A 19,918-nucleotide genomic window follows, 5' to 3' on the forward strand; every position below is an offset into this window, starting at 1 on the left:
CACTGCTGAGCCGGGCGAACTCAATCCCGTGTACCTGGTTGCACGAGTCCTACCAGCACCCCATAGCGGGTGGCGATCGCGGCGGCGCGGTCGCGCAGGCAGTTGCGCAACCACTGCGGGGCCAGGGCTTCCGCGTTCGTGGTGAGCTGCCACAGCGCCCATTCGGCGTGTCTCGGATCTTGGAAGGTCACCTCAAGCCGCAGCCAGCCGTCTGCGTCGGCCTCTTCGGCGCGGACGGCCAGCGCGGTGCCCACCAGGTCCTCCCGCCGCGCCGGGTTCACCCGTACCACCACGGTGACTTGGTCGCCGCCGGTCCGGAACCGCGTGCTGCGTTCCTGCCAGGCCCGATCCAGATCGACCCGGTCTGGTCGCTGTGCGGGTTCGGCGAGTTCCTTGGCGGCCAAGATCCGGGACAGCCGGTAGGTGCGGTCCGCGCCAGACCTCGCGGCCAGCAAGTAGCCCCGCTCGCGTACGGTGACCAGGCCGATCGGGTCCACCGTGCGCCACTTCGGGGTCTGGTCCACAGCCGCGTAGTGGATGCGCAGCTTGTGTCCGGCGAACACCGCGCGCAGGACCTCGGCCACTATGGCGTCAGGCACCTCCTCAGCGACCAGCCGACGCGAGAGGAGGTCGGTCTCCGGATCGATGAGCAATCGCTCGGCCGCGCCGGCCGCGGTGTCCCGATAGCTTTCGGGTAGCGCGTCAACCACCTTGAGCATCGCCGAAGCGAGCGCCGAGTCGAGGCCGAATGCCTGCGCGCCGCGCCGCGATCCGGCGACCAGCAGGGCAAGGGCCTCGTCGGGGTTCAGTCCGGTGAGCTCGGTCCGGAAACCGGGCAACAACGCGAAACCGCCGTGCCGGCCGCGTTCGGCGTAGACCGGGACGCCGGCTGCGGACAGCGCCTCGATGTCGCGCAGCACGGTGCGGGTGGATACCTCCAGCTCGCGGGCCAGCGCGGCCGCGGACAGCCGACCGTGCTGCCGCAGCAGCAGCACCAGCGAGACCAACCGGTCGGCGCGCACACGAGAACTCTACAGAAATACACGACACAGGATGTCGTGATTTGCCGGGAGGCTTATTAACACGACCCCAAAAAGATGGCGGCTACCGAGCCAATGGACGTACGTAATGTCGACGAATCGAATGGAGCGAATGTGGCAATAGAGCGAACCGCGGTCAACCCGTGGGCGTGGTCGGTGGAACTGGGGTACAACCAGGGTGAGATCGTCTCCGGGCACACCCGGACCCTGTACTGCGCCGGGCAGACCGCGATGAGCGGCGACGGCAAGCCCCAGCATGCCGATGACATGGCGGCGCAGTTGGCGCTGAGCCTCGACAACCTGGAGGCCGTGCTCGGCGGGGCCGGCATGTCCCTCGCGAACCTCGTCCGGCTCAACGTCCACACCACCGACGTCGATCGGCTCTTCGAGCACTACGGCGTGCTGGCGTCGCGGTTGGGCGCCGCCGGGGTGGCACCGTCCACCACGATGCTCGGGGTGACACGGCTGGCGATCCCCGACCTGATGGTCGAGCTCGAGGGGACCGCCGTCGCGTGATGCGACCTCGCCGCCTCCGGCAGGGCTGCCGGAGGCGGCACGAGTAGTAGGCAGGTGGGTGATTTCCGGTGCTCAGGATGGTGACAATCGGCGTCTATGGCTTCGGCGGCGAGTCCTTCTAAGGTCCTGTTCAGCCGAACGATCAGCCGAGGACGAACGGGAGTTTCGCGGCCAGCTCGCCCAGTTCGGCCTTCTCCGCGCCGGTCGGGGCACGCCGTCCGGTGCCGACCAGCAGCGCGTCCTTGTCGGAGAACGACGCGGGGAACGCGGTCCCGGCGATCTTCTCCAGCATCTCGCGGGTCCGGGCGAGCCCGTCCGCGGGCGGTTCCGCCGCGTCCGGGAGGTGCGCGATCAGGTCGAGGTGGTGCAGCGTCCATTCCAGGACGTACGCGGACAGGTAGTCGCCCGCGGTGAGGACCTCGTCGCGGGTGCCGACCCGCAGATCCGGGTCGGCGAGTTCGGCGGCGCGGCCGGCGGCGGAGCCGACGTCGTCGAGGTGGAATTTCAGCAGCCGGGGCTCCTCGTACGCGGCCGCCAGCCGGACGGTCAGCGCGTCGAGCGGGTCGTCGCCGGTCGGCGGGGTCTCGGCGACCTCCCAGTAGGTCACGGCGTCACGGGTCGGTTCGGCGTCGGCGGGGGTCACGAGGGTGATCAGGACGTCCTGAGCGTCGATGATCAGGTGGCACACCAGGTCCCGTACGTGCCAGGCGGTACAGCCGGACGGCCGTGCGAAGTCCTCGTCCGGGAGTTCGGCGACCGCCGTGCGCAACGCCGCCCACGAGCGCGAGAAGAGATCCACATCGGCACGGTAGTGCGGTGCCGGAACGGCGGACAAGCGCCGGCATCGCCGCGAGCTCGCCATGGGCCTGACGACGGTCAAGGCCCATGTCTCCAGCATCCTCACCAGACCCGGCCTGGACGACCGCACCCGGATCGCGCTGCCGGGCGGGCCTGGCCCGACCTCCCTCGCGCGGCCCGGAGCCGCGCGAGGGCCGGTGGCGTCAGGCGGCGTGCCCGGTCCAGGCGAACGGCTCCAGCCTCTCGTCCAGGGGCGCGTCGGTCATCCGGTTGGCCAGGGTCGACAGGGTGTAGACGCCGATGCCGAGGACGACCTCGAGGGCGTTCTGCCGGGTGTAGCCGTGGCCGAGGAAGTCCTCCATGGCCTCGGCCGAGACCGCGCCGGAGGTTGCCAGGGCCTCCAGGACGAACCGCCGCATCGCCTCCAGCGGCGCATCCGCCAGGGGCCGGCTCTCGCGCAGGGCGGCGATCAGATCCGGGTCCGCGCCGAGCGCGGTCAGGGCGGCCGAGTGCATGGCCACGCACAGGTGACAGCCGTTGCGGGTGGCCATCGTCATGACGAGCACCTCCCGGGCCAGCGGGCTCAAGGTGGTCGCCTCGAACAGCGCGTTCGTCCGCAGGAAGCTCTCCAGCAGCTGCGGGGAGTTGGCGAGACGGCCGACCGCCGAAGGCAGGTATCCCAGCTTCTTGGAGACGGCCTCCATGGAGCGGCGGGCGGCGGGCGGTGCGGACTCGATCGTGTGGTCGGTGAACGTCATCAGGAGCCATCCCCTAAAATCGGCAACGTGGTTGTCGAAACAGTAAACCAGGTTGACGATGTCCGCAACGGCTGACGGCCGACCGGCGTACGACCGGCCGGGGTATGAACTGCCCCTGCTCCTCCTCGCCGGATTCCGCACGATCATCGACGAGCTCCACGCCGAACTGGCCCGCCAGGGCCATCCCCACGCACGGCCCGCGCACGGGTTCGCCATGCAGGCCATCGGCCCCGGCGGCGCCACCGCCAGCGAGGTCGGCCGCCGCCTCGGAGTCTCCAAGCAGGCCGCGGGCAAGACCATCGACCGGCTCGAGGCGCTCGGCTACGCCGAGCGGTTCGACGACCCGGCGGACGGCCGGCGCAAACTCGTGCGCCTTACCGCCCGCGGCGTCGACGCGCTCACCCGATCGGCGGCGATCTTCGACGAGCTGCGCTCCCGGTGGGTGGCCGCCGTCGGCGCCGACCGCCTCGCCGGCCTGGAGGACACCCTGCGCTCGGTGGTCTCCCCCGCCGCGTTCGGCGTCGACACCGTCAGCTGGCTCGCGCCCTGACCGCCGACCCCGTGCCGTCGTCCCGACTTCCGAAGCCCGCGACGGGTAGAACGAAGACGTCCCGTCCCTCCCCCGGAAGGCCGATCCGCCATGGCCGGCATGGACTCGACCAACGTGCGCTACGCGCGGTTGCGGGAACTGCTCCCCGCCTACCACATGAACGTGATCAGCCCGGAGGTCGGCGCCGTTCGCGACCTGTTCTGCGCCGTCGGCGCCGACCGGCACCACCGCGCCGAACAGCGGGTGGACGCCCCGATCGCCGACGCCGAACGCTGGCGCGCCGCCACGGAGGCGATCCTGGCGGCGATGAAGGCCGTCGACGAACAGCGGCGACAGGCCGAACGCCACCGGCACGCGCCGCGCGGCACCCGTCTCCGCCGGATCGCGTGGCGGATCCGCCACGCCCGCCGAAACCGCCGGCTGCGCGCCGAGCACCCCGCCACCATGGCACGCCTGCGGGACGAGGTACTCGCCGCCTACCGCACCTACCGCGACCGCGCCGCGGATCTCACCGACCACGTCGGGGCCGACAACGAGCGCGGCAAGCGGGAGAGACTCGAGGAGGACGAACGGGAGCGGCGGGAAAGAGCCACCGTCATGACCGGCGCGGCCACGGGCACCCCCGTGTGGGCCTACCGGATCAGCGAGTACACCTGGGGGCGGGTGTTCGAGATCGACCTGCAGACCCCCACGACCCGACGGCTCCGCACGGACCTCACCCGAACCGGGCTCACCCCGGCCCAGATCAACACGGCGCTCGCCGAGGAGCGTGCAGAGCATCCCCACACCTCGGCCCACTGGTCGCTGGAGGCCCGTCTCGCGCTGACGGAATGGCACGGCGGCGACGATCCGTTCGATGCCTGGCAGCGGCTGTCGGGCGAACCGATCGAGCCGTTGCCGCCCGGCGCCGGCGACGGCCGGCGGAGCGGTCCCCGCTACCACGGGCCCTCCAGCGACTACGGTTCGGGAGGCCACCACTTCGGCATGCCGTTCTGACCACCCCCGGACACGCTCCGGGGGTCGCCTCGGCCGGGAGGCCTCCCGCCGCTACAGCACCCGGCTGAGGAACGCCCGCGTACGCGGGTTGGACGGATCGTCCAGCACCGACGCCGGCGACCCGGACTCCACGACCACACCGCCGTCCATGAAGACCACCCGGTCGGCGACCTCCCGTGCGAACCCGATCTCGTGCGTCACCACCACCATGGTCAGGCCCTCCTCCGCCAGGCCCTTCATCGTGGCCAGCACCTCACCGACCAGCTCCGGATCCAGCGCGCTGGTCGGCTCGTCGAACAGCATCAGCTTCGGCCGCATCGCCAGCGCACGCGCGATCGCCACCCGCTGCTGCTGCCCACCGGACAGCTGCCGCGGATAACTCTCGGCCTTGTCCTCCAGCCCGACCTTCGCCAGCAGCTCCAGCGCACGCTCCCGCGCCGGCCCGCGCGGCTCCCGCCGTACGCCCGTCGGCGCCTCCATGACGTTCTGCAGCACCGTCAGATGCGGGAACAGGTTGAACTGCTGGAACACCATCCCAATCTCCCGGCGCTGTCGGGTGATCTCCCGCTTGCGCAGGTGCCGGACCCGGCCCCCGTTCGCACGGAACCCGATCAGCTCACCGTCGACGTGGATCGAACCCCCGTCGATGGTCTCCAGGTGGTTGACACAGCGCAGGAACGTCGACTTGCCCGACCCCGACGGGCCCAGCACGACGACCACCTCCCCCGCCGCCACATCCAGATCGATGCCCTTGAGCACCTCCAGGTGCCCGAACCTCTTACGGACGTTACGGGCGCGCACCATCGGCGACGCGCCGGTCGTCGGAACGGCGGTCACGACGGCACCTCCGGAGTGGTCGGCGGCGACTGCGCACGGCGGCGCATCAGAACGAAGTCCCAGAAACCCTGCGGAGCGTTCCGCGTCGCCCCCCGCGCGTAGTGACGCTCGATGAACGACTGCCCCACGTACAGCACCGACGTGATCAGCAGGTACCACAGGCACGCCACGATCAGCAGCGGGATCGTCTGGAACGTCCGGTTGTAGATCGACTGCACGGTGTACAGCAGGTCCGCCAGCGCGATCACGCTCACCAGCGACGTCGCCTTCAACATGTTGATCACCTGGCTGCCGGTCGGCGGCACGATGAACCGCATCGCCTGCGGCAGCACGATCCGCCGGAACGTCCGCGCATCGCTCATGCCCAGCGCGTGCGCCGCCTCCGTCTGACCCGGATCGACCGCCAGCAGCCCACCACGGATGATCTCCGCCATGTACGCCGCCTCGTTCAACCCCAGCCCCAGGATCGCCGCGAGCAACGGCGTGATCAGATGATTGGTCCCCCCGCTGACGAACTCCGGCCCGAACGGCACCCCGAACGACACCCGCGGCAGCAGCGCCGACAGGTTGTACCAGAACACCAGCTGCACCAGCACCGGAATGCCGCGGAAGAACCAGACGTACAGCCCGCACGACGTCCGCAGCAGAGGGTTCTCCGACAGCCTCCCGACCGCCAGCAGCACCCCGCCCACGACACCGACGGCCATCGCGATCACCGTCAGCTCCAGCGTCGTCGCGATCCCCTGCCCGATGATCTGAGCGTTGAAATACCGCCCGACGACACCCCACTCGAAGTTGTCGTTGGTCACCAGGAGGTGGACCAGCTGCGCCGCCAGCACCAGGAGCACGAGCGACGCCACCCAGCGCAGCGGATGCCGCGTGCGTGCCGCCCCGGCGACGTCGACCTCGCCCGCCGCGTCCCGGGACGTCTTCTCGGTCACAGCCACGAGAGCCTCACCCCTTCCTGGGTGCCAGGTTCACACCGGGCTTGTCCAGCACGTTCGCCGACAACCCCCACTTGTCCATGATCTTCTTGTACGTGCCGTTCGCCACCAGGGTCCGCAGCGCCTCCAGCAGCACGTCCCGCAGCGGCGACCCCTTCGCGACCACCGCGCCCTGGTAGAGGTCGGCGAACCCGTTGGCCTTGCCCGTGCCCGCCAGCTCCAGCGCCTTACCCGCCTCCTTGACGAAGTACGTCAGCGGCGCCTGCGAGGAGAAGAACGCGTCCGCCCGCCCCGACCGCACCGCCAGGATCGACGTCGGCTGGTCCTTGTACGACTGCACCTGCACGGCCGGCTTCTTCTGCTGCACGCACGTCTGCGCCTGCTTCTTGATCACGTCCTCCGCCGAACCGCCGGCCATCACCGCGACCCGCAGCCCGCACGTGTCCGTGATCGACTGGATGTGCTTGGGGTTCCCCTGCGGCACGGCGAACACCACGAACTCCCGCACCCAGTCCACGAAGTCGTTCGCGGCCTCCCGCTCGGGGAAGTCACCGATCGGACCGATCGCGAAGTCGTACCGCCCCGCCTTGATCCCGCTCAGCTCACTCGGCAGCCCGTCCACCGTGACGTGCTCGATCCTCACACCGAGGATCTGCGACAGCGCCGTCGCGACATCGGCCGACGCGCCGGTCAGCGACTTCCCGTCCGAACCGGCGATCTCGTACGGCGGGAACGACCCGTTGTTCACCGAGACCAGCCTGCCCGCGGCCTTCACCTTCGCCGGCAGCTTGGCGTTCAGGTCCTTGTTCAGGGTCTGCTTCAGGTCCACCGCGGCCGCGCCCTGCGCCTTGCCGCCGCTGCCGCCGTCGACCTCACTCGGGTTCGAGCCACAGCCGGCCACCGTCAGAACACCCGCCGCGGCCAGCGCGGCAACGATCCGTTTCGACACGATATTCACTCCTTAACGCATTGACGGGTCGACGAAGAATCGCCGGTTGGCGAGCACGGGCAGCTTCCGCCGGGCCGCGGCCAGCTCCTCACGGTCCGCGGAGGCCCACAACAGCCCGGGCCCGTCGGCCAGCCGGCCGCGAACGATCCCGAGCGGATCCACGACCATGCTCGCGCCGATGTTGCGGCGGCCGCACTCCCCGGACGCCGCGACGTAGCAGGTGTTCTCCAGGGCCCGGGCGGTCACCATGACCTCCCAGTGCCACTCCTTGGCCGGCCCGCGAACCCAGGCCGCCGGCAGCACCAGCAGCTCGGCGCCCCGGTCGACCAGCAGCCGGGCCATTTCCGGGAATCTTACGTCGTAGCAGGTCATCAACCCCACCTGCCAGCCCGCGCACTCGAACACCACCGGCTCGCCGCCGCCCGGGCGCACCCGGTCCGACTCCCGCGCGCCGAACGCGTCGTACAGGTGCACCTTCCGGTACGTCGCCACCAGCGCGCCGTCGCGCAGTGCGGCGAGCGTGTTGTGGACCTTCCCGTCCCCGGCCGGCTCGTGCATGCCCACCACGACCGTCGTCGACGATCCGGCGGTGCGCTCGAGCAGGCCGCTCAGGAACGGACCGTCCAGGGGCTGGGCCGCCTCGGCGATCCGCATCGGCTCGTCGATGAACAGCGCCATCGAGTCCTCCGGCAGCACCAGCAGGTCCGCTCCCCCGGCCACGGCCTCATCGACCAGCGCCTGACAGGACTTCAGGTTGGCCGCCCAGTCCTCGGCGACGGCGAACTGCCCCACGGCGATCCTCATGCGAACATCTCCTCGGCGTCGATCGGTTGCGGGGCGATGCCCTGCAGATGAAGCTCCTCACAGAAGGCCGCGGTCATCTCGGCGTTGGCGGCCGTCCCGTACGGCATCCAGTCCGGCCCGAAGATCTCCGCGCTCGCCTCCAGCTCCGCCAGCAGCCACGGCGTGGTGTCGGCCAGCAGCCGCCGCCGCGCCACCCACACGCGCTTGGACTCCTCGAAGACCTCCTCCAACGCCGCCGGCAGCCACGGGTACCGCTCGACCACCGCGCTCTTGACCGCCAGCAGGTGGATCCCCGGCACGAACCCGGTCGACCGGAAGTAGTCCAGCTCGGCGCCGCGGTGATCCTCGTACAGGTGACGGAACCGGCCGTCCGCGGTGAACAGCTCATCCGGCATGAACGGCGTGAACACCGCGTCGAACCGCCCCGCCGCCAGCCCCTCGACCAGAGACTCGCCCTCCGCCGCCACCGTGACGTTCGGCGGAAGCGGCCGCGGCCCGACCCGGTCCTTGCCCGTCTCCCCCGCGACCAGCGGCCCGACCGTCCACGTGACGCCGTCCAGGTCCACACCGGCCGCGCGCAGCAGCGCCCGCGTCCACGTGTTGCCCGAGTCCGGCCAGCCCGTCAGCCCGATCCGCGCCTCGGCCAGGTCCTTCGGCGACGCCAGGTCGCTGTCGCGCCGGACGAGGACGCACCGGTGCCGGAACCCGCGCATGACGAACACCGGAAGCCCGACGAGGCGGTCGTCGCCGCGGGCCCGCCCCAGCGCGTAACGGCTGAAGGAGGTCTCACCGCCGTCCAGCTCGGGCTCGGCGAGCACGTCCGGCGTCACCGGCCGCGACTCCACCTCCAGCTCGAAGTCCCGTGGGCGTACCCGGCCGGTCACGAGCGGGACCAGATGGTCCCAGTCGCGCAGGGCCAGGCGAATCCGTGGAACCGACACATCGCTCCATTCGCTCGACATCTCTCGATGCCGACCGACGATATGTTCACCAAGAAGCAAGTACAATACTCACTTTGTTACTGCACAAAGATTTACCACCACGAAATCGACAGAACGGCAGGTGGGGACCATGCCCGAGCCCTCGGTGGACGCCCAATGGCTCGCCGACCACATCGGCGACCGCAGCGCCCGCGGCATCGCCTCGGCCGTGACCGACCTCATCCGCGGCGGCCAGGTCCCCGCCGGGACACGCCTGCCCACCGTCCGCGGCCTCGCCACCGAACTCGGCGTCAGCCCCGCCACCGTCGCCGACGCCTGGGCGACCCTCCGCCGCCACCGCGTCATCAGCGCGCAACGCCGCCGCGGCACGATCGTCGTCGGACCGCCCAGCGTCCCCCACCCCGTCCGCTACGAACGGATCGGCGACTTCGGCGGACGCCTCACCGTCGACCTCGCGATCGCCGCCCCCGACCCCGCCCTGCTCCCCCCACTGGAGAAGGCCCTCGCCGCCGCCGCACACGCCGAACGCCTCAACGACTACGCCCGCGAGACCATCACCCCGCGCCTGCGCCGCGCCGTAGAACCCACCTGGCCGTTCCCCGCCGACGCCTGGCTCGTCACCGGCGGCGGCTACGAAGGCGTCCAGCTGACCTGCCAGACCGCCGCCCTCCCCGGCGACCGCATCGCCGTCGAAGACCCCACCGGCGCACGACTGCTCGACATCTTCGAGGCCCTCGGCACCGAGGTGATCCCGGTCGCCTGCGACGAGGCGGGCCCGATGCCCGACGCCCTCGCCGAAGCCCTGGCGACGAACCCGGCCGCCTTCGTCTACCAGCCCCGCGCCCACACCCCCTGCGGCCACGCCCTGACCCGCGAACGCGCCGCCGAACTCGCCGCGCTGCTCGCCCCCACCAGCACCCTCGCGATCGAGGACGACGGACTCGGCGAGGCGTCGACCACACCGCCGGTCAGCGTCGGCGAGCACCTGCCCGGCCAGACGGTCCTGATCAGGTCCTACTCCAAGTCCCACGGACCCGACCTGCGCGTCGCCGTACTCGGCGGCGCCAAGGAGACCATCGAGCGGGTCCGCGTCCTCCGCAGCTACGGCACCGGCTGGACCAGCCGCATCCTGCAGGACGCCCTGGCCCATCTCCTCGAAGACCCCGATGCCCGCGCCTCCGTCGACCACGCCCGCACCATCTACACCCGGCGTCGTGAACGCATGGCCGAGGCCCTGGCCGCCCAGGGCGTGGCGACCCACAACAACGACGGACTGATGCTGTGGGTGCCGGTCGCCGACGAGTCCGCGGCCCTCGTCACCCTCGCCGCGCACGGCGTGGCGGCCGCCCCCGGCAGCCGCTACCAGGTACGGCCCTCCGCCCCGCACATCCGCATCGCCACCGGCCAACTCCCCGACGACCCCGAATCCCTCCACCGACTCGCCGACCTGGTCGTCCTCGCCGCCGGACGCCCTTAAAACCGGCGCGCCACGCGTACGCCGCGGTGGCATGGCTGCACCGGGACTTCGACCGTGTGTCGCCCGGCAGCCGTCGCCTACGTCCTGGAAATGCCGGTACTGGCAGTACGGGTGCCACCGGAATACGGCAACGGCACGATCGACATTGACATGGGCCGCCGCCCCGACCTCGGCCTCGCCGCCTGAGCACCCACCGATAGGAACCTGCCATCAGTCGCTATGTGTGGTGTTATCGCTGGTCAGTGGCGTCTACAACCTGCTCTGAGGGCTCGGAGAGGCGCGTGGTGGGACAGCGGTCCGCCGCGGTTGTTAATGCTGCTGCTCTCGCGCTCGGCGGTCAGGACGGCTGGACTTCGTCGAAGACGGCGAGGGCTTGAGTGGGGTCCGGGCTCACGAGGCGTTCCAGACCGGCCGTCGTGATTTTCGCCCATTTGCCGGCCCGTGCCCACATCTGCTCCTCGAAGGCGCGGACGGCCTCGTCCAGATCTCCAGGGCCGGGGGCGGCGGCGATGGACTCGGCGAGTTCTGCGCCTTCCAGCATCGCGAGGTTCGCACCCGCCCCCAATGGGGGCATCAGGTGGGCGGCGTCGCCCAGCAGCGTCACCCCGGGGACGTGGGCCCAGGTGTGGGGCACAGGCAGGACGTAGAGGGGGCGGTGGACGAAAGCGGTGCCGTGGCGGAGGAGGTCGAGGACGGGAGCGGCCCAGCCGTCGAAGAGAGCCAGCAGGCTTGATCGCACGGCCTCGGCATCGGCCAGATCCAGGTCCAGGTCCGTGTGCCAGTCCAGCGGCGCGCGGAACTGGGCGCCCACCTTGACGTGGCCGCCGCTGTTGCGCTGGGCGACGAGGGCGCGGTTCACGCCGTACACAGCCACGGAACCGTCGCCGATCAACCGCGCGAGGTCAGGGTGACGGGTGTCGACGTCGTCCAGGGAGGTCTCGACCCGGGTGACGCCGGTGTAGTGCGGCGTCGCGGACGAGATTGCCGGGCGGACTCTGGACCAGGCGCCGTCCGCGCCGATCACGAGGTCGAACGTCTCCTCTCGCCCGTCCGCGAAATGGACGAGCACGCCTGCATGGGTTTGCGGCACTACCTCCGTCACGCGCCGCCCCCATTGGACGTCGAGGGGGCCGAGCAGCAGGTCGCGGAGTTGCCCGCGGTCGATCTCGGGATTGGCTCGTTCGCCCGGACGGGGCTTCCAGTCGCGAAGGACGGTCCCGTTCGTGTCCAGGATGCGCATGGCCTGCCCCTCGGGACGGGACAGCTCCTGGAACTCCGCCCGTAGCCCCGCCTTCTCCAGTGCGAGCTGGCCCATCCCTTCTTGCAGGTCCAGCGTGCCGCCCGGGGGACGGGCGTCGGGGGCAGGATCGCGTTCGAGGACGGTGACGGGGTGACCATGGTGGTGCAGGACGCGGGCGAAGGTAAGGCCGCCGGGGCCGCCCCCGATCACGGCGATACGGTGTCTCATGTCGATACACCGTATTTCGTTGTGACGATGTAACGCAACAGTACGATGTAGGGGTAGGACCGGAATACGGCAGAAACCTGCCGCGAGGCCGTTAAGCCACCGCTGACCTGTACTTATCCTCGGCGGCGGGGGCTGGACAGGGTCTCGGTTGCTTGGTGGACGGCGGCGAGGCCTGGTTTGACGTAGCGCTGCACCGAACGCAGGCTCTTGTGCCCGGTCTTGGCCATGATGACGTTGGCGGAGACGTTGGCCTCGCCGAGGTGGGTGGCCGAGGAGTGGCGGAGTTGGTGCAGCCGCAGCCCGTCGCCGTAGTGGGCGAGCAGGACGCGGGCGCGGTCGTAGCCGAGGTGGACGCGGCCGGTTTTGGGGCAGATGTCGCGTGAATCGATGGTGGCGCCGCGGTGCGGTCCGGGCCGGTGTTTGGATAGGAACAACGGGCCACGTTCGCGGCCGGCGATGAGCCTGGGGAGCAGGTGCGCGGTGTCGATGCCCCAGGTAATCCACACGATGTCCCCGCCTTTGGCGATGATCTTGGCTTGCTTGTTGGGCAGGTCCAGATCCTCGATGTTCAGCGCGAGCACCGCGCTGGCGCGGGAGGCGGACTCATAAAGCATCCGCCACAGCGTCTTCTCCCGCAGCGGCACGTCGCGTCGCCGGCAGAGGCGGTCGATCCGGGAGCGCGATACGGCCTTGGTGTCGTCATTGTTCTCCCGCTGCCGCTCTACGGTCGTCGGCAGTGCCGGTGTGGCCCAGTTCTTGCTCCTGATCTTCGGGGTGTCGAGGAAGGCGTCGATGGCGGCGCGGACGGTCGGTCCGCCTGCCGTCTTCTTGGTGCTTTACCGGAACCGCGGCGTCGGCTCTCCAGGTTCGTGACGGTCACCGCCATCACCACATCCGTCTCGGTCGACCTACCGGATAACGTGCACGAGTCGGGCCATCAGCGGCGTGGTGTTCGTGCTGGTCACCGATCCTCGTTGTGGATCAGGTAAAACCCCAGGGCCTCTCTCCGGCTGGTAGACGCACTGTCAATGCCGAGTTGAGTGCGCTAACTGGGCTGGTCTCCGTCCCTGCTACGAAGAGGCGGGCGCAGCCGCTCCTGGTGTCGAGGTACGCCCACGACCTCGGGTCGGATGGCCGCATTTCCTGCGCTGTGTCCTGGCCGGTCAGGTCCTTCGATGTCGCTGTCGGGGGTGGTCGGCCAGGGCGCCGGTCAGACGCGTCGCGAGCGCGGCGCGCAGTTCTGGTCCGCCTTCGACGCGGAAGTCGAACGGCACGTTCGCCAACCACTCCTGCGCGTACATCGTCGGGTTGCTGGTGCTGCCGACGAGCACGCATCCGTCGCCCGATGGGTGCAGTCGTCCCATTTACGCCTCGACGGAGCCGCGTTCGCGGAGCTCGTGGAGCGACAACGGGATCTTCGGTGACTGCTGGTGCATCGGTTACCACCCGGAACACGGTCGGCGGGGAATCCATCGCACAATCAAGGAGGACCGGTTCCGAACAGACCTCGCGTATGGATGCCGCGAAGCGGATTCTCATCGCTGATCTCGATGATCGCGCGCTCTTCTGCCGCTGATCGGGCGTGAGACGACAGTTTCCGGTGGGCTTCCTGCGCGGGCACAGAGATCCCGCCGGATGCGGGTGGCCCGTCTCTCGATTGCGGTCCACGTGCCGTGTCACGGGCCGGTAGTGCCAGGCGTTTTCACGCCCGCCCTGGGGCACGTCATCCGCCCGCGGCGTCCTCGGCCTCCCAGCGCAGCAGGTCGCCTGGCTGGCACTTGAGCACCTCGCAGAGCGCGGCGAGGGTCGTGAAGCGCACGGCCTTGGCGCGGCCGTTCTTGAGTACCGCCAGGTTGGCGGGCGTGATCCCTACACGGTCCGCGAGCTCGCCCACGGACATCTTCCGTTTGGCCAGCATCACGTCGATGTCGACGGCGATCGGCATCAGATCACCTCGTCCAGCTCGGCCTGCATCTGCGCCGCTTCGACGTCGCGCGCGACGGCCTGGGCGAGCAGCATCCGCAGCACGAGCACGATAAGCGCGACCCCCAGGATGGCCATGCCAACCCCGCCCATGATGACGGTGACGCCCGGGTCGTCCCGCTGGCCCGGCGCATTGAGGGCCGTGACCGCGAACCACACGAGCGCAGCCGCCACGATCGCGCCGATGATGACGTCCACGTACCGGAAGGCGGCGTGGGAGAACACGGTTCCGCGTCGCACCATCGTCACCAGTCGCCACACGCAGACCCCGATGACCTGGACCGTCCCGATGCCCAGGATCGTGATCACGCGCAGCGGGGTCAGCGGGAGCGACCCGTCCTCCGGGTCGCTCCCGCTGACCAACGTCCACACCATCAATGCCTGTACGGACACGGTGCCGACGAGCATCACCACGAGCACAGCGCGCAGCGCGCGCACTGTCAGCTTTCCCATGGCCCACCCCTTCCATCGAGTTGCGATGGAAATCTATCGAATTTCGATAGGTGAAGCAAGAGCTGGGACGGAGGGGCGGCGGCGGGTTCGCACCGTGGCGGGACGCCTCCGCCCCCCATGGCATGGCGGTGCGCGAACCGTCTTGATCTTGTCCAAGTCGGCCTCGCTTGAGCGCAAATCGGACGCCACCCGACTACGCCGAAGCCCTGTGCCGTCCGGTCGATCGACGCCATCCGAACCCCCGGAAACCGTCACCGACCAGCGCGAACTCCTGGAGTCTACGACCGATAATCAAGAGCGCGGCCCGTTTCTGGCCCGCACCCGAACGAGGCCGTTCAGAACCGGCTGATCAAATCGGCGACGTCGGCATAACCGGGCAGACCGGCGCCCGCCGGTTCACCGGCCTGGATCGCCCGCGCCGTCTCCACCGTCGCGTGCAGTGCGGCCCGGAACAGCAGCGACCCCAGGCTGATGCGGCGGACGCCCAGTGCCGCCAGACCGGCGACCGTGTGCCGTCCCGGCAGGAACAGGACGTTCACCGGAGCGGCGCTGCCGGCGACGAGCACCGAGATGTCCGCCTCCGCGGCGACCCCCGGCACGAACACCCCGTCGGCCCCTGCCTCGGTGTACGCCGACGACCGGCGCGACGCCTCCGCCAGCGGCTCGGCGACGCCCAGCCAGAATGCGTCGGTACGCGCGTTGATGAACATGCCGGGAACCCGCGCCCGGATCGCCCTGATCACCTCGGCCTGCCGCGGCAGATCCGCCAGCGTTCCGTCCGGCCTGCCGTCCTCGAGGTTGATCCCGGCCACTCCCAGGTCGGCCAGCTCCGCCACGACGGCGGCGATGCCGTCCGAGTCGGCTCCGAAGCCGCCCTCGATGTCCACGCTCAACGGACACGGCAACCGGGACGCTGAACGCGCCAGCTGCAGCGTCTCGGCCAGGGTGGCGCCCTCGGCGTCCGGCAGCCCGGCGGCCGCCGCCACACCCAGACTCGTGGTCCCGACCGCCGCGAACCCGGCGTCGGCGAGCGCGGCGGCCGACGCGTGGTCCCAGGCGTTCGGCAGCAGCAGCGGAGCGGCGGCATGGTGCAGCGTCCGGAACTCGGCGCAGCGGTCCACGGTCATGCGATCATTTCCAGCGGCGTCATGACCACGACGCTAATGCCAGAACACTTCGACACCTGGCGAAGCGTTGTGGTGGCCCGCTCGATGTTGTATTTCGGGCTCTAAATTTTTTGGATTTTTCTTCGACCGGTGGCCTTTACATAGTAAATTCGGAACGATTCGCATGAGGGGCACATCGCGACAGCCGTAGGTGCTGTGGTTCAGCGTGGGACGGCCACCAGCGCCATCGGCAAGGCCCAGCGCCGGAAGTCGACCAGCGACCGCAGCAGCTGAAGTCGGCCCCCGTGCACGGCCAGCTCGTAACGACCGCAGAAGTCCCGCTTGTACCCGCCGGCAGACACCTTCTGGCAGGCGACCGGCCCGCCGTCCAGGTTCAAGGCCAGGCGCAGGTCGAGCCCGGCCCGGGGAAGGAACGCGGCGAGCGCGGGCAGCGAGAAATAGGCGTCACGGGTGGTGCCGACGATGATCCGCCCGGCGCCGTCCTGTCCGAGGAAGCTGCGGTTGGCCAGCCATCGTTCGTCCGCGCCGCCGGTCCGGCCGTGCCCGTCGGCCCCCAGCAGCATCGGGTAGGACACCATCGCCTGGCTCGCACCGTCGGTGACCCGCCGCCAGTCGAGACCGGCGAGGTCCACCAGCCGGGCGCCGTCCGGGTCACCGGGACCGCCGACCACGAACGCCCCGTGTGTGGCCTGGTACGACGCGGGGCCGAGCCGGTGGCCGTCGCTGACCACGGGGGTGTCCGGGGGCCCGTCGTGGGCGTAGTAACTGCCGTTGACGACCAGCGACGCGCCCGTGGCCGCCATCCAGCCGCCGACGTCCCGGTCGCCGGCCGCGCGGTTGAGCACCCGGAACCGGTAGCGTGCCGGGTCGACCCGGCTGAGCAGCAGGGCGTCCACGGGCCGCCCGCCCACCCGGACGGGCAGTTCGGCGACGTCCAGCCCGGCGGCGACCCCGCGCCAGCGCACCGGTTCGGCCGGGTCGGGCGTGCGCTGCCCGGCCAGCGACAAGCGGATGCCCGGGGACAGCCGAGAATCGTCCGGAGCCACGTCGCCCCAGACGCTGGCGCCACGGCGCAGCATCACGTTGACGCCGTACCAGCCGCCCTTCTCGTACGCCACCGCGAACGCCGACGACGCCACCAGGACCGGAGTCAGGGCCAGCGCGACGAGCCACCGCCATCGTCGCGGCCACCGCCACGGCCGCAGGACCCGCCACCGGGAACGGCCCGGCTCCGACTGCTCCCCCGCCATCCGGTGGATCATGCCAGACGGACCCCACGGGCACCAGGAGACCACCGGCCCCGTACCTCTTCGGACGGGGCGGTCGCGCCGCTCACCAGCCCATCACTCCGCGGCCTGCCCTCCGGGGGTCCCGGTTTGCTAACCGGAGAATGCTCCGCTTACCCTTAAGTGGAGAGTCCTCCACTTCGGGGCGCCTGCCGGGCCAGGCCGGCGTGTCGACGCCGGGAGCAGCGATCGAGAGCCTTCAGAGGCTGTGAGTGAGGTAGGAAAAATGTCGAGCGTTCTCAGTGACACGGTCGCGCTGGTGACCGGCGCGAGCAGCGGCATCGGAGCGGCCACCGCGCGCGCCCTCGCAGCGGAGGGCGCCGCGGTCGCGGTCGTGGGACGGCGCCGTGACCGGCTGGACGACGTGGCGGGGAGCATCACCGCGGCCGGCGGTTCGACCCTGGTGGTCCAGGCCGACCTCACCGACGCGGCCCAGGCCGCCGGAGCGGTCCAGCGCGTGGTGTCCGAACTCGGACGGCTGGACACCGTGGTCAACAACGCCGGGCTCATGCTGACCGGGCCGGTCGCGGACGCTCCCGCCGACGAGTGGGAGCGCATGCTGGCGATCAACGTCAACGCGTTGCTGGAGGTCACCCGCGCCGCCCTCCCCCACCTCCGCAAAGCCGCCCAGGACTCCCCGCGCCGCGTCGCGGACCTGGTCAACATCAGTTCGACGGCCGGTCGCGTCGCGCGCCCCGGCACGGCCGTCTACAACCTCACCAAGTTCGGCGTCAACGGCTTCACCGAGGCCCTGCGCCAGGAGGTCATGCGCGAGCGCGTACGGGTCAGCGTGGTCGAACCGGGCACCGTCGACACCGAACTCGGCTCGCACGTCCGCGCCGGGATCCGCGAACAGATCACCCGGATGACCGAGGGCATGGAGATGCTCCGCCCCGAGGACATCGCCGACGCCGTCACCTACATCGTCACCCGCGACCGGCGGGTCGCGGTCAACGAAGTCCTCGTCCGCGCCGCCGAACAGACCTGGTGACGAGCGTCGACGAGCACCTTGTGCCGCTCCGGGCCCGGTCGACGCGATCAGCGGCGTCGCAGTGACGGGTCGAGGAGGGCCGGCGGAGTGTCGTACTTCTCGTGTGCGGCGAGGTCGACGCCGGGAGCGACGATCGCGTCGATGGCGTCAAGGACGTCGACGGAGAGCACCGTGTCCGCGGCGGCGAGTTGCGAGTGCAGGTGGTCCAGCGTACGGGGGCCGATGAGCGCGCTGGTCACGGCCGGGTGCGCGGTCACGAATCCGAGCGCGAGCTGGATCATCGTCAGGCCGGCCTCGTCGGCGACCTTCGCCAGGAGCTCGACCGCGTCGAGCCGGGCACGGTTGGCCGGAATGGAGAGGTCGAAACGCTGCGACATGAACCTCGAGCGGTTGGTGACGATTTCCCGGCCCTCGCGGATCGCACCCGACAGCCAGCCCGAGGCCAATGGGCTCCACGCCAGCACACCCATCCCGTACTCCTCGGTCACGGGCAGTACGTGGGCCTCGATCCCGCGCTGCAGGATCGAGTAGCTGGGCTGTTCGGTGACGTAGCGGCTCAGGTGATGCTCGCGGGCGGCCCATTGGGCTTGCACGATGCGGTACGCGGGGAAGGTCGAGGAGCCGAAGTACCGGATCTTTCCCGCGCGCTGCAGGTCGGTCAGAGCCGACAGCGTCTCCTCGTCGCTGGTCTTCGGGTCCCACCGGTGGATCTGAAAGAGATCGACGTGGTCGACGCCGAGACGGCGCAGGCTGTCGTCCAGCGCGGTGACCAACCAGCGGCGCGAACCGCCCTGGTGGTTGCGCTCGTCGCCCATCGGCATGCTCGCCTTCGTGGCCAGCACGATGTCGTCGCGGCGGCCGGCGATGGCCTTGCCGACCATCTCTTCCGACTCGCCGGCGCTGTACATGTCGGCGGTGTCGATGAGGTTGATCCCGCCTTCGAGGGCGGCGTCGACGATGGCAGTGGCCTCGTCCTGGGTGGTGCTTCCGATCTTGCCGAAGTTCATCGCGCCGAGCGCGAGGGAGCTGACCTGCACACCGGTGCGTCCCAAAGTGCGGTACTGCATGACCGTGTTCCTCCATTGCGGGTGAAGCGTGGCTGCGTCGGCTTGGTCGCCGGGCCCGTGCTCTGGCATCATGAGCAAACGGAACCCTGCTCCGGTAAAGATACGGAACGTTGTTCCGCTTGGCAAGTGCGGTAGCGGAAGGAGCGGCGCGGTGAACGACAGCGACGAGGGCGCAGGGCGCACAGCCCGGTCCAAACGGGCGGACGCCCGGCGTAACGAGGAGACCTTGCTCGAGGCCGCCGCGGCGGTCTTCGTCGCCTCAGGCGTCGAAGCGCCGGTACGCGACATCGCGGCCAAGGCCGGCGTCGGGATGGGCACGATCTACCGCCACTTCCCGACGCGAGCGGATCTCATCATCGCCGTCTACCGGCACCAGGTCGAGGCCCTCGCCGAGGCCGGTCCAGGCCTGCTGGCGACCAGCCCGACTCCTCACGCCGCACTAGGGCGATGGATCGACCTCTTCGTCGACTTCCTGGTCACCAAGCATGGACTCGCCGCCGTGCTGCGGTCCGACGATGCCGGCTTCGACACGCTGCACGCCTACTTCATCGACCGGCTCGTACCCGTCTGCGCCCAACTGCTCGAAGCCGCGGCCGACGCCGGCGAGATCCGCTCCGACGTCGACGCCTACGGACTCATGCGCGGCGTCGGGAACCTCTGCATCGGCGCCGACCACGACCCCCGCTACGACGCACGCCGCATGGTCGAGCTGCTCGTCGCGGGACTACGTCAATCGCGCCCGACCTGAGTCGACCCGCCGGCCTGGGCCTCCACCGTCCCCTGCGCTTGTAGGTACGGACCGACAGCGGGACGAACACCACCAGCAGCGCGGCCGACCAGAGCAGGGCGGCGGCCACCGGATGCGCGAGCGGCCGGGCCACGTGCCCGGACGGCGCACCCGGATTGCCGAACAGCCCCCAAGAGCCAGGCGAA

The 19,918-nt window shown here is 70.2% G+C and carries 22 protein-coding genes; 6 read left to right on the plus strand and 16 right to left on the minus strand.

Going from position 1 to position 19,918, the window contains the following annotated elements:
* Positions 1–20: 20 nt before the first annotated feature.
* A complete protein-coding gene (locus ABEA24_RS07210) occupies positions 21–1,022 on the minus strand; it encodes a helix-turn-helix transcriptional regulator (RefSeq protein ID WP_345429873.1) in 1,002 nt (333 codons plus the stop codon).
* Between the two features lie 138 nt (positions 1,023–1,160).
* On the opposite strand from ABEA24_RS07210, the gene ABEA24_RS07215 reads away from it, so the two are divergent.
* Positions 1,161–1,556 (plus strand): RidA family protein, encoded by a 396-nt coding sequence (locus tag ABEA24_RS07215; protein WP_345430628.1) that lies wholly within the window; start codon positions 1,161–1,163, stop codon positions 1,554–1,556.
* A 142-nt stretch (positions 1,557–1,698) separates the two neighbouring features.
* On the opposite strand, the gene ABEA24_RS07220 is transcribed toward ABEA24_RS07215, so the two are convergent.
* Entirely contained in the window at positions 1,699–2,355 is a 657-nt protein-coding gene (locus ABEA24_RS07220; protein WP_345429874.1) for a maleylpyruvate isomerase N-terminal domain-containing protein, read from the minus strand.
* Between the two features lie 202 nt (positions 2,356–2,557).
* Positions 2,558–3,112, minus strand: a complete 555-nt coding sequence (locus ABEA24_RS07225; RefSeq protein WP_345429875.1) for a carboxymuconolactone decarboxylase family protein — start codon at positions 3,110–3,112, stop codon at positions 2,558–2,560.
* A 58-nt stretch (positions 3,113–3,170) separates the two neighbouring features.
* Here ABEA24_RS07225 and ABEA24_RS07230 point away from each other — a divergent pair, with 58 nt between their 5' ends.
* Positions 3,171–3,662: a MarR family winged helix-turn-helix transcriptional regulator gene (locus ABEA24_RS07230; RefSeq protein WP_345429876.1), complete on the plus strand. Its 492-nt coding sequence runs from the start codon at positions 3,171–3,173 to the stop codon at positions 3,660–3,662.
* Between the two features lie 99 nt (positions 3,663–3,761).
* Complete coding sequence (locus ABEA24_RS07235) at positions 3,762–4,658, plus strand: hypothetical protein (RefSeq protein WP_345429877.1); 897 nt, start codon at positions 3,762–3,764, stop codon at positions 4,656–4,658.
* 51 nt (positions 4,659–4,709) lie between these two features.
* Here the strand turns inward: ABEA24_RS07235 and ABEA24_RS07240 are convergent, their stop codons facing one another.
* From ABEA24_RS07240 to ABEA24_RS07260, 5 genes are read right to left on the minus strand one after another with little or no spacing between them, the layout of a single operon-like run.
* Positions 4,710–5,462 (minus strand): amino acid ABC transporter ATP-binding protein, encoded by a 753-nt coding sequence (locus ABEA24_RS07240; protein ID WP_345430629.1) that lies wholly within the window; start codon positions 5,460–5,462, stop codon positions 4,710–4,712.
* 29 nt (positions 5,463–5,491) lie between these two features.
* Positions 5,492–6,442, minus strand: a complete 951-nt coding sequence (locus tag ABEA24_RS07245) for an amino acid ABC transporter permease (protein WP_345429878.1) — start codon at positions 6,440–6,442, stop codon at positions 5,492–5,494.
* Between the two features lie 7 nt (positions 6,443–6,449).
* Complete coding sequence (locus ABEA24_RS07250; protein WP_345429879.1) at positions 6,450–7,388, minus strand: ABC transporter substrate-binding protein; 939 nt, start codon at positions 7,386–7,388, stop codon at positions 6,450–6,452.
* Positions 7,389–7,400: 12 nt separating this feature from the next.
* Entirely contained in the window at positions 7,401–8,192 is a 792-nt protein-coding gene (locus tag ABEA24_RS07255; protein ID WP_345429880.1) for a nitrilase-related carbon-nitrogen hydrolase, read from the minus strand.
* Positions 8,189–9,133 carry a substrate-binding domain-containing protein gene (locus ABEA24_RS07260; protein WP_345429881.1) on the minus strand — a complete coding sequence of 315 codons (945 nt, stop codon included), beginning with the start codon at positions 9,131–9,133 and terminating at the stop codon, positions 8,189–8,191. The genes ABEA24_RS07255 and ABEA24_RS07260 overlap by 4 nt, the downstream gene beginning before the upstream one ends.
* Before the next feature lie 130 nt (positions 9,134–9,263).
* On the opposite strand from ABEA24_RS07260, the gene ABEA24_RS07265 reads away from it, so the two are divergent.
* A complete protein-coding gene (locus ABEA24_RS07265) occupies positions 9,264–10,610 on the plus strand; it encodes an aminotransferase class I/II-fold pyridoxal phosphate-dependent enzyme (RefSeq protein WP_345429882.1) in 1,347 nt (448 codons plus the stop codon).
* A 337-nt stretch (positions 10,611–10,947) separates the two neighbouring features.
* On the opposite strand, the gene ABEA24_RS07270 is transcribed toward ABEA24_RS07265, so the two are convergent.
* From ABEA24_RS07270 to ABEA24_RS07300, 7 genes are all read right to left on the minus strand, one after another.
* Complete coding sequence (locus ABEA24_RS07270; protein WP_345429883.1) at positions 10,948–12,078, minus strand: FAD-dependent oxidoreductase; 1,131 nt, start codon at positions 12,076–12,078, stop codon at positions 10,948–10,950.
* Between the two features lie 113 nt (positions 12,079–12,191).
* Positions 12,192–12,722: a tyrosine-type recombinase/integrase gene (locus ABEA24_RS07275; protein ID WP_345429884.1), complete on the minus strand. Its 531-nt coding sequence runs from the start codon at positions 12,720–12,722 to the stop codon at positions 12,192–12,194.
* A gap of 519 nt (positions 12,723–13,241) precedes the next feature.
* Positions 13,242–13,442: a hypothetical protein gene (locus ABEA24_RS07280; protein ID WP_345429885.1), complete on the minus strand. Its 201-nt coding sequence runs from the start codon at positions 13,440–13,442 to the stop codon at positions 13,242–13,244.
* Between the two features lie 359 nt (positions 13,443–13,801).
* Complete coding sequence (locus ABEA24_RS07285; protein ID WP_093903458.1) at positions 13,802–14,023, minus strand: helix-turn-helix domain-containing protein; 222 nt, start codon at positions 14,021–14,023, stop codon at positions 13,802–13,804.
* Positions 14,023–14,514 carry a DUF2975 domain-containing protein gene (locus ABEA24_RS07290; RefSeq protein ID WP_345429886.1) on the minus strand — a complete coding sequence of 164 codons (492 nt, stop codon included), beginning with the start codon at positions 14,512–14,514 and terminating at the stop codon, positions 14,023–14,025. Before ABEA24_RS07290 ends, ABEA24_RS07285 begins: the two co-directional genes overlap by 1 nt.
* 335 nt (positions 14,515–14,849) lie before the next feature.
* On the minus strand, positions 14,850–15,641 hold the full coding sequence (locus ABEA24_RS07295; protein ID WP_345429887.1) for an isocitrate lyase/PEP mutase family protein: 792 nt from the start codon (positions 15,639–15,641) through the stop codon (positions 14,850–14,852).
* Positions 15,642–15,841: 200 nt separating this feature from the next.
* Complete coding sequence (locus ABEA24_RS07300; protein WP_345429888.1) at positions 15,842–16,891, minus strand: phosphodiester glycosidase family protein; 1,050 nt, start codon at positions 16,889–16,891, stop codon at positions 15,842–15,844.
* 262 nt (positions 16,892–17,153) lie between these two features.
* Here ABEA24_RS07300 and ABEA24_RS07305 point away from each other — a divergent pair, with 262 nt between their 5' ends.
* Positions 17,154–17,918 carry an SDR family NAD(P)-dependent oxidoreductase gene (locus ABEA24_RS07305; RefSeq protein WP_345429889.1) on the plus strand — a complete coding sequence of 255 codons (765 nt, stop codon included), beginning with the start codon at positions 17,154–17,156 and terminating at the stop codon, positions 17,916–17,918.
* A 47-nt stretch (positions 17,919–17,965) separates the two neighbouring features.
* On the opposite strand, the gene ABEA24_RS07310 is transcribed toward ABEA24_RS07305, so the two are convergent.
* Positions 17,966–18,985 (minus strand): aldo/keto reductase, encoded by a 1,020-nt coding sequence (locus ABEA24_RS07310; RefSeq protein WP_345429890.1) that lies wholly within the window; start codon positions 18,983–18,985, stop codon positions 17,966–17,968.
* A 151-nt stretch (positions 18,986–19,136) separates the two neighbouring features.
* Here ABEA24_RS07310 and ABEA24_RS07315 point away from each other — a divergent pair, with 151 nt between their 5' ends.
* Positions 19,137–19,733 carry a TetR/AcrR family transcriptional regulator gene (locus ABEA24_RS07315; protein WP_345429891.1) on the plus strand — a complete coding sequence of 199 codons (597 nt, stop codon included), beginning with the start codon at positions 19,137–19,139 and terminating at the stop codon, positions 19,731–19,733.
* Positions 19,734–19,918 lie beyond the last annotated feature (185 nt).

This window comes from Actinoallomurus vinaceus, assembly GCF_039542055.1.
GTDB classification, from domain to species: Bacteria; Actinomycetota; Actinomycetes; order Streptosporangiales; family Streptosporangiaceae; genus Actinoallomurus; species Actinoallomurus vinaceus.

What these genes read in the sequence shown, in the direction of transcription:
- ABEA24_RS07225 (WP_345429875.1), bottom strand. Translation starts at nt 3,112, where the DNA reads ATGACGTTCACCGACCACACGATCGAGTCCGCACCGCCCGCCGCCCGC.
- ABEA24_RS07230 (WP_345429876.1), top strand. Translation starts at nt 3,171, where the DNA reads ATGTCCGCAACGGCTGACGGCCGACCGGCGTACGACCGGCCGGGGTAT.
- ABEA24_RS07235 (WP_345429877.1), top strand. Translation starts at nt 3,762, where the DNA reads ATGGACTCGACCAACGTGCGCTACGCGCGGTTGCGGGAACTGCTCCCC.
- ABEA24_RS07240 (WP_345430629.1), bottom strand. Translation starts at nt 5,462, where the DNA reads ATGGTGCGCGCCCGTAACGTCCGTAAGAGGTTCGGGCACCTGGAGGTG.
- ABEA24_RS07255 (WP_345429880.1), bottom strand. Translation starts at nt 8,192, where the DNA reads ATGAGGATCGCCGTGGGGCAGTTCGCCGTCGCCGAGGACTGGGCGGCC.
- ABEA24_RS07265 (WP_345429882.1), top strand. Translation starts at nt 9,264, where the DNA reads ATGCCCGAGCCCTCGGTGGACGCCCAATGGCTCGCCGACCACATCGGC.
- ABEA24_RS07270 (WP_345429883.1), bottom strand. Translation starts at nt 12,078, where the DNA reads ATGAGACACCGTATCGCCGTGATCGGGGGCGGCCCCGGCGGCCTTACC.
- ABEA24_RS07280 (WP_345429885.1), bottom strand. Translation starts at nt 13,442, where the DNA reads ATGGGACGACTGCACCCATCGGGCGACGGATGCGTGCTCGTCGGCAGC.
- ABEA24_RS07285 (WP_093903458.1), bottom strand. Translation starts at nt 14,023, where the DNA reads ATGCCGATCGCCGTCGACATCGACGTGATGCTGGCCAAACGGAAGATG.
- ABEA24_RS07290 (WP_345429886.1), bottom strand. Translation starts at nt 14,514, where the DNA reads ATGGGAAAGCTGACAGTGCGCGCGCTGCGCGCTGTGCTCGTGGTGATG.
- ABEA24_RS07295 (WP_345429887.1), bottom strand. Translation starts at nt 15,641, where the DNA reads ATGACCGTGGACCGCTGCGCCGAGTTCCGGACGCTGCACCATGCCGCC.
- ABEA24_RS07300 (WP_345429888.1), bottom strand. Translation starts at nt 16,891, where the DNA reads ATGGCGGGGGAGCAGTCGGAGCCGGGCCGTTCCCGGTGGCGGGTCCTG.
- ABEA24_RS07305 (WP_345429889.1), top strand. Translation starts at nt 17,154, where the DNA reads ATGTCGAGCGTTCTCAGTGACACGGTCGCGCTGGTGACCGGCGCGAGC.
- ABEA24_RS07310 (WP_345429890.1), bottom strand. Translation starts at nt 18,985, where the DNA reads ATGCAGTACCGCACTTTGGGACGCACCGGTGTGCAGGTCAGCTCCCTC.